This is a genomic window from Paraburkholderia sartisoli, from assembly GCF_900107685.1.
GTDB lineage: Bacteria > Pseudomonadota > Gammaproteobacteria > Burkholderiales > Burkholderiaceae > Paraburkholderia > Paraburkholderia sartisoli.
The window spans coordinates 22,068-40,074 of sequence record NZ_FNRQ01000011.1 but is presented as its reverse complement, the minus strand read 5'-3'; the positions used below and the strand labels follow the sequence as shown (position 1 = coordinate 40,074).

At 64.5% G+C, this 18,007-nt stretch carries 16 protein-coding genes; 6 read left to right on the top strand and 10 right to left on the bottom strand.

Features of this window, described 5'->3' with window-relative positions:
* Positions 1-32: 32 nt before the first annotated feature.
* Positions 33-1,133, bottom strand: coding sequence for a polyamine ABC transporter substrate-binding protein (locus BLV45_RS24540; protein ID WP_090537515.1), 1,101 nt, complete (start codon positions 1,131-1,133; stop codon positions 33-35).
* A 589-nt stretch (positions 1,134-1,722) separates the two neighbouring features.
* Between BLV45_RS24540 and BLV45_RS24535 the strand changes: the two genes are divergently transcribed.
* From BLV45_RS24535 to BLV45_RS24525, 3 genes are all read left to right on the top strand, one after another.
* Positions 1,723-3,033 carry an Nramp family divalent metal transporter gene (locus BLV45_RS24535; RefSeq protein ID WP_090537657.1) on the top strand — a complete coding sequence of 437 codons (1,311 nt, stop codon included), beginning with the start codon at positions 1,723-1,725 and terminating at the stop codon, positions 3,031-3,033.
* 195 nt (positions 3,034-3,228) lie between these two features.
* Positions 3,229-4,596, top strand: a complete 1,368-nt coding sequence (locus BLV45_RS24530) for a phospholipase A (RefSeq protein ID WP_090537513.1) — start codon at positions 3,229-3,231, stop codon at positions 4,594-4,596.
* A gap of 180 nt (positions 4,597-4,776) precedes the next feature.
* The gene (locus tag BLV45_RS24525; RefSeq protein WP_090537655.1) at positions 4,777-4,980 is read left to right on the top strand and encodes a DUF1289 domain-containing protein; all 204 of its coding nucleotides are present in this window, start codon (positions 4,777-4,779) and stop codon (positions 4,978-4,980) included.
* Positions 4,981-5,056: 76 nt separating this feature from the next.
* Here the strand turns inward: BLV45_RS24525 and BLV45_RS24520 are convergent, their stop codons facing one another.
* Both BLV45_RS24520 and BLV45_RS24515 read right to left on the bottom strand, forming a co-directional pair.
* Positions 5,057-5,713 carry an OmpW/AlkL family protein gene (locus BLV45_RS24520; RefSeq protein WP_090537511.1) on the bottom strand — a complete coding sequence of 219 codons (657 nt, stop codon included), beginning with the start codon at positions 5,711-5,713 and terminating at the stop codon, positions 5,057-5,059.
* 69 nt (positions 5,714-5,782) lie between these two features.
* Positions 5,783-6,973, bottom strand: coding sequence for an NAD(P)H-dependent flavin oxidoreductase (locus tag BLV45_RS24515; RefSeq protein ID WP_090537509.1), 1,191 nt, complete (start codon positions 6,971-6,973; stop codon positions 5,783-5,785).
* Here BLV45_RS24515 and BLV45_RS27305 point away from each other — a divergent pair.
* Complete coding sequence (locus tag BLV45_RS27305; RefSeq protein WP_143130471.1) at positions 6,972-7,151, top strand: hypothetical protein; 180 nt, start codon at positions 6,972-6,974, stop codon at positions 7,149-7,151. The two genes, BLV45_RS24515 and BLV45_RS27305, sit on opposite strands and share 2 nt — an antisense overlap.
* A gap of 35 nt (positions 7,152-7,186) precedes the next feature.
* On the opposite strand, the gene BLV45_RS24510 is transcribed toward BLV45_RS27305, so the two are convergent.
* The gene (locus BLV45_RS24510) at positions 7,187-8,779 is read right to left on the bottom strand and encodes an ABC-F family ATPase (protein WP_090537507.1); all 1,593 of its coding nucleotides are present in this window, start codon (positions 8,777-8,779) and stop codon (positions 7,187-7,189) included.
* Between the two features lie 92 nt (positions 8,780-8,871).
* A complete protein-coding gene (locus tag BLV45_RS24505; protein ID WP_245753523.1) occupies positions 8,872-9,825 on the bottom strand; it encodes an NAD(P)-dependent oxidoreductase in 954 nt (317 codons plus the stop codon).
* 167 nt (positions 9,826-9,992) lie between these two features.
* Here BLV45_RS24505 and BLV45_RS24500 point away from each other — a divergent pair, with 167 nt between their 5' ends.
* Positions 9,993-10,202, top strand: coding sequence for a dodecin (locus BLV45_RS24500; protein ID WP_090537503.1), 210 nt, complete (start codon positions 9,993-9,995; stop codon positions 10,200-10,202).
* Positions 10,203-10,328: 126 nt separating this feature from the next.
* Here BLV45_RS24500 and BLV45_RS24495 read toward each other — a convergent pair whose 3' ends face one another.
* The 4 genes from BLV45_RS24495 to BLV45_RS24480 form a co-directional block, all read right to left on the bottom strand.
* Positions 10,329-11,420: a BMP family ABC transporter substrate-binding protein gene (locus tag BLV45_RS24495; protein WP_090537499.1), complete on the bottom strand. Its 1,092-nt coding sequence runs from the start codon at positions 11,418-11,420 to the stop codon at positions 10,329-10,331.
* Between the two features lie 69 nt (positions 11,421-11,489).
* On the bottom strand, positions 11,490-12,419 hold the full coding sequence (locus BLV45_RS24490; RefSeq protein WP_090537497.1) for an ABC transporter permease: 930 nt from the start codon (positions 12,417-12,419) through the stop codon (positions 11,490-11,492).
* Positions 12,420-12,445: 26 nt separating this feature from the next.
* The gene (locus tag BLV45_RS24485) at positions 12,446-13,552 is read right to left on the bottom strand and encodes an ABC transporter permease (protein ID WP_090537495.1); all 1,107 of its coding nucleotides are present in this window, start codon (positions 13,550-13,552) and stop codon (positions 12,446-12,448) included.
* A gap of 69 nt (positions 13,553-13,621) precedes the next feature.
* Entirely contained in the window at positions 13,622-15,244 is a 1,623-nt protein-coding gene (locus BLV45_RS24480) for an ABC transporter ATP-binding protein (RefSeq protein ID WP_090537493.1), read from the bottom strand.
* 254 nt (positions 15,245-15,498) lie between these two features.
* Here BLV45_RS24480 and BLV45_RS24475 point away from each other — a divergent pair, with 254 nt between their 5' ends.
* Positions 15,499-16,431: a LysR substrate-binding domain-containing protein gene (locus BLV45_RS24475; RefSeq protein ID WP_090537491.1), complete on the top strand. Its 933-nt coding sequence runs from the start codon at positions 15,499-15,501 to the stop codon at positions 16,429-16,431.
* Between the two features lie 80 nt (positions 16,432-16,511).
* Here the strand turns inward: BLV45_RS24475 and BLV45_RS24470 are convergent, their stop codons facing one another.
* Positions 16,512-17,861: an 8-oxoguanine deaminase gene (locus BLV45_RS24470; protein WP_407671056.1), complete on the bottom strand. Its 1,350-nt coding sequence runs from the start codon at positions 17,859-17,861 to the stop codon at positions 16,512-16,514.
* Positions 17,862-18,007: the final 146 nt, after the last annotated feature.

Below are 18,007 nucleotides of genomic sequence, written 5' to 3'. Positions count from 1 at the left end.
TCGTGGCCTGCGCCTGCTTGTGCCTGCCGGCATCAGCGGCCGGACTTGAACTCGGTCCACAGCCGCGTCTGCAGACGCTGGATTTCCGGCGGCAACGGCTTCAGCAGGAACAGCGTCTTGATGACGTCAGGCGGGGGGTACACGGCGGGATCGTTCGCGACGTCCTTGTCCACATACTTGCGCGACTCGGTGTTCGCGTTCGGATAGTAGACCTCGTTCGTGATCGCGGCGTGAACCTGCGGCGTCTCGATGTAGTTGATCCATTCGAGCGCGGCTTCCTTGTTCTTCGCGTCCTTCGGAATCACCATCACGTCGAACCACACGGGCGCACCGCCCTTCGGAATGTAATACTCGATCTTGTAGGGCTTCTTCGCTTCGATGGCGCGATGCCTGGCAATGACCACGTCGCCCGAGAAACCGTACGCGAAGCACACGTCGCCGCCCACCAGGTCGTTGATATAGCCCGACGAGTTGAACTGCGTGATGTACGGACGGATCTTCTTCATCATCGCGAGTGCGGCGCGGTAGTCGTCCGGGTTCGTGCTCACCGGATCCTTGCCGATGTAATGCAGCGCGGCGGCGAACATCTGGTCGGGCGCGTCGAGCACCGAGACGCCGCACGCTTTCAGCTTCGAAATGTTCTCCGGCTTGAAGAGCACGTCCCAGCTGTCGAGCGGCACGGACTTGCCGAGAATCTGCTGGACCTTCGTGACGTTGTAGGCCAGGCCCGTCGTGCCGTACGCCCAGGGCACCGCGTACTTGTTGCCCGGATCGGCGCCGGCGACGAGCGCCATCAGCGCCGGGTCGAGATACTTGAGATTGGGGAGCTTCGATTTGTCGAGCGGCGCGAAGATGCCTGCGGCGATCTGCTTGCCAGCGTAGTTGGTGGTCGGCACGACGATGTCATAGCCCGAATTGCCCGTGAGGAGCTTGGCCTGAAGCGTGTCGTCGCTGTCGTAGTTGTCGTACCTGACCTTGATGCCGGTCTGCTTCGTGAAGTTCGGGATCGTGTCCTTGGCAATGTAATCCGACCAGTTATACACGTTCAACTGCGTATCTTTCGCCGCGGCCGCGACCCACGGCGCCGCACAAAGCACAAGCGCCGCCAGCCGGCCCATTACCCGTTTATTCATCCTGTTCTCCGATCCTGACCGGCTCTGTCCGGCCATCGCCTCGCCCACACCGCTCACACCACGACACGTCGCGTGCGGCTCCCCTGAAAAACCCCAAAAACTACCACTAAATACCGCATGCTCCAAAATAAACGGCTCCCTGTCGCGCAAAGGGTACAGCCAGAAAGCCGCCCTGCACGCGGCCCTGCCCTCGTGGAGGCGATACCGGCATTGCAAAATTGGGCGCAATTTTATCGGGTTATCGGCACATGTCCACCCGAAAAAAAGCGGATCGCCTATGTTTTAACGAGGGGCGCTCATTTCAGAATATGACGGCCCGCGAACTGGCGACGAAGCGCGCAAGGCGATTGACAGGAAAGCGGCTGCGCGCTGCCCGCCGGCATGAGGCGACCCTGTCCGCTTCGCGCGAGTTGCCCGGCCGCGCTGGATGCTGCGTACCCTCGCCCCAGGCTGGGCGACGGCCCCGGGCACGGCGTTTGCGCCCGGTTCACCCTTTGCCTGTGCATCACATGCGATGGATGCGTCGTTTGCCTGTTGTGCCAGCGGCCATATGCGTGCGCACCCTGCCTTGATTTGCCCGATGATCGCGATGAACTCAAATCCGTTCACCACCCGTTACCGCCGACGCCGCCCGCGCACCACCGCCGGCGGCGAACCGCGACGCCCCGCGCACTGGTCTTCGTTCGTCGGTCCCGGCGCGCTGATCGCGGTCGGCTACATGGATCCCGGTAACTGGGCAACGGCGCTCGCGGGCGGCGCAAGCTTCGGCTACCGGTTGCTCAGCGTCGTGCTCATGTCGAGCCTGATGGCGATGTTGCTGCAATGGGTGTCGTCGCGGCTGGGCGTCGTCACGGGGCGCGATCTCGCGCAGCTGTGCCGCGAGCACTTCAGCCGGCGCGTCACGTACGTCCTGTGGCTCACGAGCGAGGTCGCCATTGTTGCCTGCGACGTCGCGGAGGTCGTCGGCAGTGCGGTCGCGCTGCAATTGCTGCTCGGCGTGTCGCTGACGCCCGGCGTGCTGCTCTCCGCCGTCGGCACGCTGGCGATACTCGCGCTCCAGCGACGCGGGCGGCGCACGCTCGAAGCGAGCGTCGTCGCGCTGATCGTGTTCGTGGGATTGTGCTTCGTCGTCGAACTGGCGCTCGCGCGGCCCGACTGGCATGCGGCGCTCGCCGGCGTCGCACCGGGCGCCGACCTGCTGCGCAATGCCGGCATGGTGTGGCTCGCGGCCGGCATCCTCGGCGCGACGGTGATGCCGCACAACCTGTACCTGCACTCGGCGCTCGTCAGAAACCACGCACCCGAGCGCGACGACGCAGCGATCGCGAACGCGTTGCGCGGCGTGAATTACGACACCTTCGGCTCGCTGTCGTTTGCGTTCGTCATCAACGCAGCGCTCCTGATCGTGGCAGCGGCCGTGTTTCACGCGAGCGGCCATCGCGACGTCACCGATCTCGCCGATGCCCATCGGCTGATCGCGCCGATCGTCGGCTCGCACTGGGCCGCCATCCTTTTCGCGGCAGCCCTGCTCGCCTGCGGCCTGAGCGCAACCGTGACGGGCACGCTCGCCGGCCAGGCGGTCATGGAAGGTTTCCTCGCGCTGCGCCTGCCGCGCTGGCAACGCGCGCTCCTGACGCGTTCGCTCGCGATGGGACCGGCGCTTCTCGCCGTCTCGATGTTCGGGCAGCACGGTTCCAACCAGTTGCTCGTTGCAAGCCAGGTGGTGCTCAGCCTGCAACTGCCGCTCGCGGTCGTGCCGTTGATCCGTTTCGCGTCGAGCCGGCCGCTGATGGGCCACTGGCGAGTGCATGGCGTGCCGCTCGTGCTGGCGTGGCTGTCGGCGGCGGCCATTCTGACGCTCAACGGCGTGCTGCTCTGGCAATTCGTATCGACGATCTGAGGCGATCCGGGCCGCCGTGAATTGCCGTGCGGTGTTCCCGCCTGCCTTACTGTTTATTAAACTGTCTTTTACAATGTGGATACACTTTGCCTGACGCGCCTGAAAACCGGTGTGCTGTGACTGTGCCGTGTGTCTGTGTTTCGCGGCTCTGTATCAAAGCTCTTTATCCCGGCCTTCTATCTGGACGACCCGCCCATGCGCTTCGATGCTTCGCCTGTCCGTCACGCTTCTACCCGCCATACCGCGTTTGCTGATGATCCACCGCCGCTGTCCCGCTTCGGCCTGCGTCTGTTCTCATCCCGTGCCGCCCTTCGGCTCCGGGCGTCGCGTACCGGGTGGCTGGCACTCCTTGCCGTCGCCGGTCAGGCACACGCGACCGTCGCGATGCTGCAGCCACCGCGCGAGGCGGCAGTGCGCGATCCGCTGCGGATCACGCTCCTCTATTCCGACGACGACACCACGCCGCTCACCTTCACGGTGCCACCGACCCTCCGCGTCACGCTGACGAATGGCGACCTCGCGCCGCAGCCGGTCGATCTCGTGCGCGATCCCGGCGTGCAGGACACCTTGAAGCTGCAGCCCGGCCAGTATCGCAAGGTGACGTTTTCAGCGCCGTGGCCGAAATCGGCGCGCGGCGTGGTACAGATCAATCCAGTCGGGTTCGACGCTTCGCCGGCGCTCGTCGCCATCAACCGCGGCGCGGATCAGGAGGCGATCGCCACGGCCGAACGCAGCGAAGCGCAGGCGACGACACCCGCCCAGGTCGCAGCGGCGTCCACGGTCGTCAACACGCCGGAAGACGCGATCAACGCGCCGCTCGATTCGCTCGCCACGACAGGCCGCAGCGCGCTCGCGCGGCTCTCGTATTTCGAGCCGATGTATATCGGCCTCGGCAAGAACGGCGATGCGTCGGCGCGCTTCCAGCTGAGTTTCAAGTACCGCATCATGATGCCCGACGACCTGCGCTCGAAGGCCCTTCTCGACAACCTGTATTTCGCCTACACGCAGACCGTGCTGTGGGACCTGAGCGCCGATTCGCGGCCGTTCCGCGATTCGAGCTACATGCCGCAACTGTTCTACTACGTCGCCGACACGGGCTGGCGCAGTTCGTGGTTCACGCGCATGGGATTCTCGGGCGGTATCGGACACGAATCGAACGGCAAGAGCGGCGACGATTCGCGGGCCATCAACATCGTGTTCGTGCGCCCGACGTGGGAATTCGGCAATCTCAGCGGCAACCACCTGACGGTGTCGCCGAAGATCTACTACTACCTCAGCAAGAGCGGCAACGAAGATATCGCCGACTATCGCGGCTACGTCGACCTGCTCGTGAAGTACGGCAGCCCCGACGGCTGGCAACTCGCCACCACGCTGCGCAAGGGCACGAAACACTGGTATGGCAGCATCGATTCACAGCTGACTTACCCGCTGTCAAAACTGCTGGGCAGCGCGTGGGGCGGTTATGTGTGGGTGGGCTACTTCAACGGCTATGGCGAGGACATTCTCGATTACAACAATCGCCAGCACTGGGTCGCGCGCATCGGGTACAGCATCTCGCGATGAGAGGCACATTCGCATGCGCACGGCGAGGTCGGCGCTCGCATGCGGGTAGCTCGGTCATGACCGCCATCCGTTCATGGCCGCTGTCGCATTCGACCCGTCAGACGCCCGGATCGGGAATCCGGCGGATCGGTTAACATGTCGAACGGTTTCCGTTCACCCTTCCTCCGCCCGGGCGTTTTCATGGCTTCAAATCTTCACGACCTTCCCGACAGCCCCTGCATTGGCGTCTGCTCAACGCTTTTCGATGAAGTCTGCAAGGGCTGTGGCCGCACCGCCGGCGAAGTGTCGAACTGGGTGTTCCTGAGCGACGAAGAAAAGCTTGCGATCTGGGAGCGCATCAAACGCGAGGGCACCGCGATGCGATTCCAGAACGACCATCTCTGAGCCGCCACGCCCGCGCGCGGACGTTCGCGGCGCCACCTGACACAGCGCCAGACGCGCCCGCGAACGACAGCAAACGTCAGAACTTCATTCCGACGCCGATGCCGACCACCAGCGGGTCGATATGCAGCGTGCCGAGCGAGGCGCCGCCAAGCGACGCGTCGGTGTGCATCCAGATCTTCTTGATGTCCGCGTTGACGAAGAGATTCTTCGCCACCTGCACATCGACGCCCGCCTGCAACGCCGGCCCGAAACTGTGATTGCTGATCGAGACCGGCTGGCCGCCTGCATTCAGGCCATTGTTGTAGAACAGCGTGTAGTTGAGACCGGCGCCGACATAAGGCCGCACCGTCCCCTGATGGTTGAAGTGATATTGCAGCAGCAGCGTGGGCGGCAACACGTTCACGCCACCCAGGCCGCCCAGATTCGACGTCAGTTGATGCCGTGACGTACCCAGAATCAGCTCGACGCCGATGCTGTCGCGAATCATGTACGTGAAGTCGAGTTCCGGCACCGTGGCGTTGTTAACGTCCACATTGAGCGCCGACAGCGTACTGTTTGTGCCGACCTGCGGCAGGATGCTGATGGCGCGCAGACGCACCAGTACGTCACCTGCATGAATGCCGCCCATGGACGTCGTCTGAAAAGCTTCGTCTGCCGCGGCAGCCTGGCTGGCCGGCATGCCCATGCTCAGCGCGCATGCCGCGACGCCTACCCCGTTGATCCATCGGTTCATTTTTCTTTCCTCGTTGTCGTAAAGCCCCTACATTTTCTAGGGGATTACGACCGGTCGCGTTGACCGGTATCAACGAAGCGAAAACGCGCCGTGACGCGCGACGGCCGGGCGCGCCGTGCCTGTCAGCAGCAGTTCGAGCAGGTCGCGCACACTGCGGATCGCATGGCCGAACGGCAGCGTTTCACGACCGCGAAAGAACAGGCCGTTCGCGATGTCGCCGCGCAGCGCAGCCGCGAGGCGCGTGTCGATGCAGAAGTGACCGAACTTCTCGATGCCGTCACGCAACCCGCATGCGCTCAGACACTCGAGCGCCGTCGGGCATGCCTGCCTGAGCGCGCCGATCTTGGTGCGGATACGTTCCTCATGGCGCAGATAGCGCGTGAGCCACGGCGTGCGGACGGCACGTGCCGGCAGCCCCGTCACGCTGACGAATTCGACGATGTCTTCGGGTGTCGCTTCAGCCAGCACGCGCTTGAAATCCGGATGCGCATCGCCCTCCTCGGTGACGGCGAACGGCGTACCGAGCTGCACGCCGCTCGCGCCCGCCGCAAGGCACGCGCGCACCGCGTCGTGACTGTTGATGCCGCCCGCGACGATCAACGGCACCTCGTCGCGGCTTAAGCCCAGCGACGCGAACACCGCGTGCATCTCGTCGAGCACGCGCGCGAATTCGAAGCGACCGTCGTGCATTTCCGCCAGGTTCGTCACGCCGAGGTGGCCGCCCGCATGCGCGGGATGCTCGATCACGATGGCGTCCGGCAGGCGTCCTTTCTTCATCCACTTCTTCAGGACGAGCGTCGCGCCGCGGCTATCCGACAGGATGGGAATGAGCGCGACATCGAACGCGTGCGTCATGTCAGGCAGGTCAAGCGGCAAGCCCGCGCCCATGACGATCGCGTCGGCGCCGTTTTCGCACGCGACCCGAACGTAATCGGCGTGTGCGCTGACGGCTTTCATCACGTTGACGGCGATCATGCCGCGACCTTCCGACAGCGCACGCGCGGCCCTGATTTCGCGCGCGAGCGCCGTGAGATTCGCGCGTTCGAGCGTCTCGCGATCAGGATGCGCACGACATGCGTCGACGAGATCCGCGTGGTGGTGCCGCAGGTCGATGCTGGCGATCGTGCCCATCGCGCCTTCGCGGGCGACACTGCCAGCAAGCCGGTGCGCCGATATGCCGACGCCCATCCCACCCTGCACGACCGGCAACAGCGAACGGCCGCGAATCACGAGTGGAGGAAAAGAATGCGCTGGAAACATGAGAGGCCCGCTTCGTCGACATGAAACGTCCATCGTCGCGAATGGGCCAGACCTCGCATTGCGCGAGAACAAACAAAAGGCGTGTGGAGCGGTGTCGGCGAACTGTTTCGTGATTCAGGTCAGCGGCGATGAAAATAGCTTCATCGCCCACGCCATGAAAAAAGCCCGCTTCGAATGAAGCGGGCTCATGTACCCCGAACCTGCATCGAAGCGTTACTGCACGCCCTGACTCAGCAGGAAGTCCTCGTAATTGCCGCCGAAGTCGTTCAGCGTGCCGTTCGTCCGCACTTCGATGATCCGGTTAGCCAGACCGCTCACGAACTCGCGGTCGTGCGAGACAAAAATCAGCGTGCCCTCGTATTTCTCCAGCGCGATCTGCAGCGACTCGATCGATTCCATGTCCATGTGGTTCGTCGGCTCGTCCATCAGCAGCACGTTGTGGCGGCCGAGCATCAGCTTGCCCCAGATCATGCGGCCTTTCTCGCCACCCGAAAGCACCTTCACCGACTTGCGGATGTCGTCCGCGTTGAACAGCAGCCGGCCGAGCGTGCCCCGCACCGACTGCTCGTCGTCGCCTTCCTGACGATAGTTGTCGATCCAGTCCATCAGCGTGATGTCGTCCGGAAACTCTTCGTACGTGTCCTGCGGCATGTAACCGATGTTCGCGTTTTCCGCCCACTTCACCGTGCCGTGATCGAGTTTGATGTTGCCGCGCAGCGAACGCAGCAGCGTGGTCTTGCCCGCGCCGTTCTCGCCGATGATCGCGATACGCTCGCCTGGCTGCACGCTCAGGTTGAAGTTCTGGAAGATCGTGCGGTCGTACTTCTTCGTGATCGTGTCCGCCACCACCGCGATGTTGTGCAGTTTCTTTTCGTACTCGAAGCGGATAAACGGATTCTGTCGCGACGACGGCTTGAATTCCTCGATCTTGATCTTCTCGATCTGCTTCGCGCGACTCGTGGCCTGGCGCGCCTTCGACTTGTTCGCCGAGAAGCGGCGCACGAAATCCTGCAGGTCGGCGACTCGTTCCTTCGCCTTCGCGTTGGCGGCCTGCTGACGCTCGCGCGCCTGCGTGCTGGCGAGCATGTAGTCGTCGTAGTTGCCCGGATAGACCTTCAGCGTGCCGTAATCCATGTCGGCCATGTGCGTGCAGACCTGGTTCAGGAAGTGTCGATCGTGCGAGATGATGATCATCGTCGAGTTGTACTGGTTGAGCACGTCTTCCAGCCAGCGGATCGAGTTGATGTCCAGGTTGTTGGTCGGTTCGTCGAGCAGCAGCACGTCCGGCTTCGAGAACAGCGCCTGCGCGAGCAGCACGCGCAGCTTCCAGCCCGGCGCCACGTTGCTCATCGGGCCGTTGTGGTCGGCGATCGCGATGCCGATGCCCAGCAGCAGTTCGCCCGCGCGCGCTTCGGCCGTGTAGCCGTCGTACTCGGCGAACTTCGCCTCGAGTTCCGCGGCGTGCATGTAGTCGTCGTCGGTGGCGTCGGGGTTCGCGTAGATTGCGTCGCGCTCGGTCATCGCGCCCCACATCTCCGTGTGGCCCATCATGACGACATCGAGCACGCGCACGTCTTCGTACGCGAACTGGTCCTGCCGCAATTTGCCGAGGCGCACGTTCGGTTCGAGCATCACGTTACCCGAACTCGCCTCGAGATCGCCGCCGAGGATCTTCATGAACGTCGACTTGCCGCAACCGTTCGCTCCGATCAGGCCATAGCGGTTGCCTTCCCCGAATTTGACCGAGATGTTCTCGAAGAGGGGCTTCGGCCCGAATTGCATGGTGATGTTGGCGGTAGACAGCACGGCGCGTCCTTTGAATGTGTTAACTGCGAAAAACCCGATATTTTAGCAGGTTATTGAAACAGGGCGCCCTGCCTGGCGCGCCCTCAGCGCTCTTACGATCCGGCCCGTTTTGTTCCGCGCGTTGTTTCGGTGTTGTCGCGCGATGCCTGGCGGCGTTCGGGCTGCAATACGTCGATAAATGCCGTGAAATCGGCGTCCGCGAGACCCGCGGCGACCGCCAGCCGCAGCAGTTGCTGGACGGTGCCCGAGACCGGCATCGGCGTGCCGGTCTCGGCAGCCGTGGCGGCAACTGTCTCGACGTCTTTCTGGAAGGTCCTGAGGGCGCCGAGCGGCGCGAACCCGGTTTGCGTCATGCGCGGCACGAACGTCTGCAGCAGCACGGAATCGGCCCAGCCGCCGGCGAGCGCCTCCGTCAGGCGCGAGGCGTCGATGCCGCTGCGTTCGGCAAGCGTGACCGCCTCGGCGATGGCCGCGATGGTCGACGTAACGATCGCCTGGTTGCAGAGCTTGGTGGTCTGCCCCGCGCCGGCCGCCCCCATGTGCGTGACGCGCGACGCGTACGCCCTGATCAGCGGCGTGACGGCTTCAACGTCGGCGGCCTCGCCGCCCGCCATCACGGCCAGCGTGCCGGCCACGGCGCCCGTCGTGCCGCCCGAAACCGGCGCGTCGATCCAGCCCACGCCGGCCGCCGCAGCGCGCGCCGCGAAGCTTCGTGTCGCGTCCGGCGGAATGCTCGAATGATCGACGATCCAGCGCAGCTTGCCTGTTGCGCGACGCTGGCCATCGGCGTGTACATCCGGACCCAGCACGCCCTCCTCGCCGAACACGACCGCTTCGACGGCGGCGGCATCGGCGACGCACAGCACGACGGCTTCGGCGCATGCCGCGAGCTCACGCGGCGTATCGGCGACGGTTGCGCCATCGACCTGCAACGCCTCGGATTTCGCACGCGTGCGGTTCCAGACATGCACGGCATGGCCTGCGCGCAGCAGATGCCTGATCATCGGCGCGCCCATCAGCCCGGGGCCACAGAATCCGGTTTCCACGTTGTTTTCCTTACGGGTGTTGAAGTCCTGGCCATGATACCGCCCGCCTGTCGCTGCCGGACGCGCGGCGCCGCGCCGTATGCGCTCCATGCGCGCCTGAACGCGGGGCATACGGGCCGCCAATGACCGTGCCATTGCCTATACTTTCTTCAACCCAAGGAGGGCTCATGAAAGACCACGTCTACAAGCAGATCGAACTGACGGGATCGTCGACGAAATCGAGCGATGACGCCGTACGCACGGCCATCGAAAAAGCGTCGAAGACGCTGCGGAACCTGCACTGGTTCCAGGTCACGGAGACACGCGGACAGATCGAGGACAACAAGATCGTCCACTGGCAGGTGACGCTCAAGGTCGGCCTGCGTATCGACGACTAACGTGCGGTGGCGCAGCAAAAAAGGGCCGTGCCCGGTCGGACACAGCCCCTGAAAGCGACGATCCTCGCAAGATCGCCACCTGGTCGAACGTGACCCGCCCGCGCACGTCGCGGGCTGTTGTCCGCGTTATTTCGGCAGCGAGCCGTCGACGCCCTCGACATACCAGTTGAGGCGTTGCAGTTCAGGATCGGACAGCGTCTTGCCGGCCGGCACCTTCACGCTGCCTGACTGATCCCTGATCGGACCGGTGAACACATCCCACTTGCCGCTGGCGAGTTCGGTGCGCTTCGCCTCGACATCCTTCTGTGCATCAGCCGGAATCGCGCCCGTGTTCAGGTCCTCGAGGTTGACGGCCTTTTGCGGGATGCCCCACCACACCGGATCGTTCTTCCACTTGCCGTCCAGCACCTGCTGGATCGCCGCGTTGTAATACACGCCCCAGTGCGCGACCACCGAACCGAGGTGTGCGTCAGGACCGAACTTCTTCATGTCCGAATCCCAGCCGAACGCATGCACGTGCTTTTCCGAAGCGGTCGCGAGCGTCGCGCTCGAATCGGTGTTCTGCAGCAGCACGTCGGCGCCCTGCCCGATCAGCGTTTCCGCCGCCTGCTTTTCCTTGCCCGGATCGAACCAGCTGTTGATCCAGATGACCTTCGTGTGGATCTTCGGGTTCACCGACCGCGCGCCGAGTGTGTACGCGTTGATGTTGCGCACCACTTCCGGAATCGGCACCGACGCCACGAAGCCGAGCGTGTTCGTCTTCGTCACGTGGCCCGCGACGACGCCCGCCAGATACGCGCCCTGGTACATCCGCACGTCGTACGTGCCGAAGTTCGCGGCCTTCTTGTAGCCGGTCGCGTGCAGGAACACGGTGTCAGGGAAGTCCCTGGCGACCTTCAGTTCGAAGTCCTGGAAGCCGAAGCTCGACCCGATGATGATCTTGTTGCCCTTGTTCGCCAGATCGCGGAACACGCGTTCCGAGTCGGCCGATTCCGGCACGTTTTCGACGCGCGTGATCTTGATCCGGTTGCCGAACTTCGCCTCGACTTCCTTCGAACCCTGATCGTGCGCGAACGTCCAGCCGGCGTCGCCCGGGTTGCCGAGATAGACAAACGCGACGCCCGGCGCATCGGCCGCGCGGGCGGGCTGGGTCAGCGTGGCGCCGAAGCCCAGTGTGGCGGCTGCCAGCGCGAGCGCAGTGAGTAGTTTTCTTCTCATCGTGGTTTCTCCTGTCGTGTGATCGGAATGCTCAAATGGTTTTGTGATGCGCGGGCGCGCGCCGCGCCGTCAGCCCGCGGCGAAGAACGGCTTGCCGAGCGAAGCCGGCGCGTTCAGCCGGATCGTGTTCGGATTGCGCGAAATCAGCACCAGCACGACGACGGTCGCGATATAAGGCGTCATCGCGAGAAACTGCGTCGGCACCGGCACGCCGATCGCCTGCGCGTAGAACTGCAGGCCCGTCACCGCGCCAAACAGCAGCGCGCCGATCAGCAGGCGCCCCGGACGCCACGTCGCGAACACGACGAGCGCAAGCGCGATCCAGCCGCGGCCCGACGTCAGCTGCTCCTGCCACAGGTGCAGGTTGACGATCGAGTAATAACCGCCCGCGAGCCCCGCCATGCCGCCGCCGAAGAGCGTCGCGCCGTAGCGCACGCCGATCACCGGAAAGCCGACCGAGTGCGCGACCGCGGGCGATTCGCCGACCGAGCGCAGCACGAGCCCGGCGCGCGTGCGATACAGAAACCAGCCGATCACGGCGAACATCGCGAACGCGAGGTAATCGAGTGGTGTGAGGCTGAAAAACGCGGGCCCGATGACGGGAATCTTCGACAGGCCGGGAATCGTCCACGTGTCGATCGTCGCGCGCACGGCGGCCGACGTGTACGGCTTGCCGACATACGCCGACAGGCCGATGCCGAAGATCGTCAGCGAGAGGCCGGTGGCGACCTGGTTGGCGAGCATCGTCAGCGTGAGGAACGCGAACAGCAGCGCCATCGCGAGGCCGGCGCCGATGGCCGCCACGACGCCGAGCCACGGGCTGCCGGTGATGGCGGTCACGGCATAGCCGGTGACGGCGCCCATCAGCATCATGCCTTCGACGCCCAGGTTGAGTACGCCCGACTTCTCGGTGACGAGTTCGCCCGCGCCCGCGAACATCAGCGGAATGGCGGCGGTCACGGCGCTCGAGGTCAGCGCGCTGGCTTGTTGAATGTCCATGGGGTTCGCCGGGAAATCAGTGGGTCTTAATGCGTCTGCGAGGCCACGGTGTGGCGGCGCACGCGGTAGTTCACAAACACGTCGGCACCCAGCAGGCAGAACAGCAGCAGCCCCTGGAACACGCCGGAAAGCGCCTGCGGCAGTTGCATCGAGGTCTGCACCGCCTCGCCGCCGAGGTACAGCAGCGCCATCAGCAGGCTCGCGAGCACGATGCCGACCGGATGCAGCCGCCCGACGAACACGACGATGATCGCGGTGAAGCCGTAGCCGGGCGACCACGTCGCCTGCAACTGGCCGATCGGGCCGGCGATCTCACCCATCCCGGCGAGACCGGCAAGCGCGCCGCTGATCAGAAGCGACGTCCAGATCGCCTTCTTTTCGGAGAACCCGGCGTAGCGCGCGGCGAGCGGCGCGAGACCGCCGACGTTCATCCGGTAGCCCGCGAAGCTCTTCTTCATGAACACCCACACCAGCGGAATCGCGATCAGCGTGACGATGACCGATGCGTTCAGACGCGTGCCGCGCAGGAATTTCCAGTGCCAGTCGCCGGCGAACGTCGGATAGAGCGCGTCGCCGCTGAACATCTCGGAGAGCGGAAAGTTCATGCCCTGCGGATCGCGCCACGGGCCGCTCACGAGCCAGATCAGCAACTGCGTCGCGACGTACGTGAGCATCAGGCTCGTCAGGATTTCGTTGGTGTTGAAGCGGCTTTTCAGGAGCGCCGGGATGGCCGCCCATGCCATGCCGGCCAGCGTGCCGGCGATCATCATCAGGAACAGGATCCACCAGCCGGAGGCCTGGTCGAAGTAGATCGCCACACCGCTCGCGCCGATGCCGCCTAGAATCATCTGCCCTTCGGCGCCGATGTTCCACACGTTCGCGCGATAGCCGACCGCGAGCCCAAGGCCGATCAGGCATAGCGGCGAGGCTTTCAGCAGCAGCTCCGACCAGCCGTTGACGCTCGACAGCGGTTCGATGAAGAACGCGTGCATCGCCTCCAGCGGATCACGGCCGACGAGACTGAAAATGAGGAAGCCAATCGCGAGCGTGAGCAGCGCGGCGATCAGCGGCACGGCGAGCCGCATCGTGCGAGACGGCGTCGTGCGCGCTTCGAGTCGGTACGGAAAAATCATGGGTAGCCGTGGTTAGCGTGTTGTTATGTGTTCGATCGCAGGGTTCGGTCTCGGACGGCGGCCTTGCGTTCAGGCGGGTGCCGGCTCGCCGGCCGGTGGCGACGGGCCGCCGTCGGCGCTGCCGTTGCGCTCGCCGAAGAGGCCCGCCATCCAGCGGCCGATTTCCTCCGCGTTGGTATCGCCCGTCGCGCGAACCGGCGACAGGCGGCCGCGCGCGAGCACCGCGATGCGGTCGCAGATGTCGAACAGTTCCTCGAGCTCCTCGGAGATCACCAGTATCGCGACGCCGCTCGCCGACAGGTCGAGCAGCTGCTGACGGATGAACGCGGCCGCGCCGACGTCGACGCCCCACGTGGGTTGCGCGACCACCAGCACCTTCGGCGCCTGGAGAATTTCCCGCCCGACGATGTACTTCTGCAGGTTGCCTCCCGACAGGCTCTGCGCGAGCGCGTCGGGGCCGCCGCAGCGTACGTCGAACGATGCGATGCAGCGGTCCGCGAACGCGCGCATCGCCTTCGTGCTGATCCAGCCGGAACTCACCATCTTCTGCCGGTGCGCGGTCAGGAGCGCGTTGTCGGAGAGCGACATCGCCGGCACCGCCCCCCGCCCGAGCCGCTCTTCCGGCACGAACGCAAAGCCGAGCGAGCGACGGCCGCCCGCCCCGAGTTTCCCCGCGGCCTTGCCGCAGATCGTGACCGCGTCGGCGCGGTTGCCGCGCTGCTCGCCCGAGAGCGCCGCCAGCAGTTCCGCCTGGCCGTTGCCAGAGACGCCCGCAATGCCGAACACTTCGCCCGCGTGAACCGCGAACGACACATCGTCGAGCGACGTGCCGAACGGATCCCCGCTCACCACCGAGAGATGCTTCACGTCGAGCAGCACGTTGCCCGGCGTATGCGTGCGGCGCTCGTAGTCCGGCAGCGAATGCCCGACCATCAGCTGCGCGAGCGACGCGTGCGTTTCCTCGCGCGGCTTCACGTGGCCCGTCACGCGACCGCCGCGCATCACCGTCGCGGTGTCGCAGAGCTCCTGGATTTCGTCGAGCTTGTGGCTGATGTAGAGAATGCTGCAACCTTCGGACGCGAGGCGCTTAAGCGTCGCGAAGAGCTTGCGCACGGCCTGCGGCGTGAGCACCGAGGTCGGCTCGTCCATGATGAGCAGACGCGGGTTCTGCAGCAGGCAACGCACGATCTCGACGCGTTGCCGCTCGCCCACGGTCAGGCTGTGTACGTGGCGTTGCGGGTCGATGTCGAGGCCGTAATCGGCCGACACCTCGCGGATGCGCCGGGAGAGTGTCTTGAGATCGAACGGATCGTCGAGCGCGAGCGCGATGTTTTCGCCGACAGTCAGCGTCTCGAACAGGGAAAAGTGCTGGAACACCATGCCGATGCCGAGCTTGCGCGCGGCGGCCGGGCTCGCGATCTCGACGCTTTGCCCTTCCCAGCGGATTTCGCCCGCGTCGGGGCGCACCGAACCGTAGATGATCTTCATCAACGTGCTCTTGCCCGCGCCGTTCTCGCCGAGGACAGCGTGGATTTCGCCGGGCTCGACGACAAGCGTCACGTCGTCGTTGGCGCGCACGGCCGGATATTGTTTGCTGATGCCCGACAGCGCGAGACGCGGCGCGGCCCTGGCCGTCGATGTACTCGCGGGCCGTTCGGCGGCGTCGCCGCCAGAGGTGGAAATGTCGACCATGTGATTCCGTAGTACGCAGTGACTGCCATCTGCAACGTGGCCGTCCGACGCCGTGCGAAGCGCGCTGGACGGCGTTGCAGCCGGGTGACAATACCTAATTCGATACAGCCCGTCGAGCCATCAAAATTCCCGCAAACCCGCGTCGCAACAAGGTGTTGCGGGTAAGCCACCCTTGACGGCCTTTTCTGTCCATACTAAAACGCATATACCCCAGCGCCCACTCGATCAGCCAGAACATATAACCCGGAGAAGTCATGAGCCAGCAACGCGAGGCGATCGATACTTACTTACTACGCGTCTTGCACACACTGTTGATGGAACGCAGCGTGACCCGCGCGGCGGTCAAGCTCAACCAGTCACAGCCCGCCATCAGCGCGGCGCTGCGCCGCCTGCGCGACATCACGGGCGACCCGCTGCTGGTGCGCGGCAAGTCCGGCATGGTGCCAACCGAGTATGGGCTGCGTCTGCTCGAACCCGTGCAGAACGCACTGCGCGAAATCGAGCGAATCAAGTTCCAGCAGCACAACTTCGATCCTGCCACGTCCATTCGTTGCTATCGCATCGGTTGCCCGGATTACCTGAACGTGCTGTTCGTGCCGACGGTTGTCGAACGCTTCCGCCAGGCTGCGCCGAACGCGACGCTCGAGTTTCATTCGCTCGGCCCGTCCTTTGACTACGAACTCGCGCTCGAGGACGGCAAGCTCGATATCGTCGTCGGCAACTGGCCGGAACCGCCGGAGCAACTGCATCTGTCGAATCTGTTCGTCGACCAGATCGTGTGCCTGATGAGCAGCGCGCATCCGTTCGCCAAACGCGGCGGACTGACGCTCGACCAGTACCTGAATGCCCCGCATCTCGCGCCGACGCCGTATTCGGTGGGCCAGCGCGGCGCGATCGACGTTCACCTTGCGCGTGAACGGCTGAAACGCCACGTCGTCGTGACACTGCCTTACTTCAACCTCGCGCCGTATGTGCTGGTCAAGTCCGATCTGATCTTCACGACGACGCGTCTTTTCGCCGATCACTACTCGAAGTTCCTGCCGCTCACCGTCGTGCCCGCGCCGCTCGATTTTCCGCCGATGCAGTATTACCAGCTGTGGCACGAGCGCTGCCATTACTCCGATGAAGTGCGCTGGCTCAGAAGCCTCGTCGCCGAAGCGACCCGCACGCTGATCGACAAGCCTTAAGCGTTTGCCTTCATGTTCACACCGGCGCGCGTGGCCGGTGTGAATGTCCTGCGTCTTGCGTTTTTCGTCTTGCGCGCGGCTCAGGCCGCGGCTTCGTACAGATTTTTCGCCAGACGGTTGTGCCGCTCGATCACCGTGCCCAGCTCGACCGTCGTCAAAACGCCGTCCTTCACCACGACCTTCCCGCCAATCACGCTGTACGCCACCTGTGACGGCGCGCAGAACACCAGCGCGGCAACCGGGTCGTGCAAGGCGCCGGCGAACAGCGGCTGATGCAGGTCGAACGCGACGAAATCCGCCGCCATGCCGGGCGCCAGCGCGCCGATATCGTCGCGATTGAGCACCTTCGCGCCACCGAGCGTCGCGATTTCGAGCGCTTCGCGCGCGGTCATCGCATCGGGACCAAACCCGACGCGCTGAAGCAGCAGCGCCTGACGCACTTCGGCGACCATCTGCGCGCCATCGTTCGACGCGGAGCCGTCGACACCGAGACCCACCGGCACGCCTGCGAGCCGCATCTTTTTCACCGGCGCGATACCGGACGCAAGCCGCATGTTCGAACACGGACAATGCGCGACGCCGGTTCCGGTCCGCGCGAAAAGCGCGATGCCTTCGTCGTCGAGCTGCACGCAGTGCGCGTGCCACACATCGTGCCCGACCCAGCCAAGATCTTCCGCGTACTGTGCTGGCGTCATGCCGAACTTCTCGCGGCTGTACGCGATGTCGTTGACGTTTTCCGCCAGATGCGTGTGCAGCGACACGCCATATTGCCGCGCGAGCGCCGCCGATTCACGCATCAGGTCGCGGCTCACCGAAAACGGCGAACACGGCGCGACGACCATCCGCAACATCGCATAGCGGCCGTCGTCGTGATACGTCTCGATCAGCCGCTGCGTGTCCTTCAGGATGTCCGCTTCCTTTTCGACGACCGAATCCGGCGGCAATCCACCGTCCTTCTGCCCGACGCTCATGCTGCCGCGGCTCGCGTGAAAGCGCATGCCGATGCGCCGCGCGGCCGCGATGCTGTCGTCGAGCCGGCTGCCGTTCGGATAGATGTACAGATGGTCGCTCGACGTCGTGCAGCCGGAGAGCAGCAGTTCGGCCATCGCGGTCAGCGTCGAGACCTCGATCATCTCCGGCGTGAGGTTCGCCCACACCTTGTACAGATTCGTCAGCCAGCCGAAGAGCTCGGCATCCTGCGCGGCGGGAATGGCCCGCGTCAGGCTTTGATACATATGGTGATGCGTGTTGACGAGCCCCGGAATCACGAGGTGCCCGCGCATGTCGAGCACTTCGTCGGCGGTTTCCGGCAGTTCGTGGGTCGGGCCCGCCGCGACGATCCGGTTGTCTTCGATATAGAGGCCGCCGTCGCGTATTTCGCGCCGCGTGGCATCCATGGTGACCAGCACGTCGGCGTGCTTCACCAGCATCGTGCGGCCGCGCTTCTGTGTCTGTGATGTCTGTGATATCTGCGTTTGCATCGTCATTCGTGTCTCCCGGTTCCCGCGAGGTTGATACCGTCCGAACGCGATGCGGCGTGTACGCTCCGGCGCCGCCGCGTCCGTTCGAACGCCGT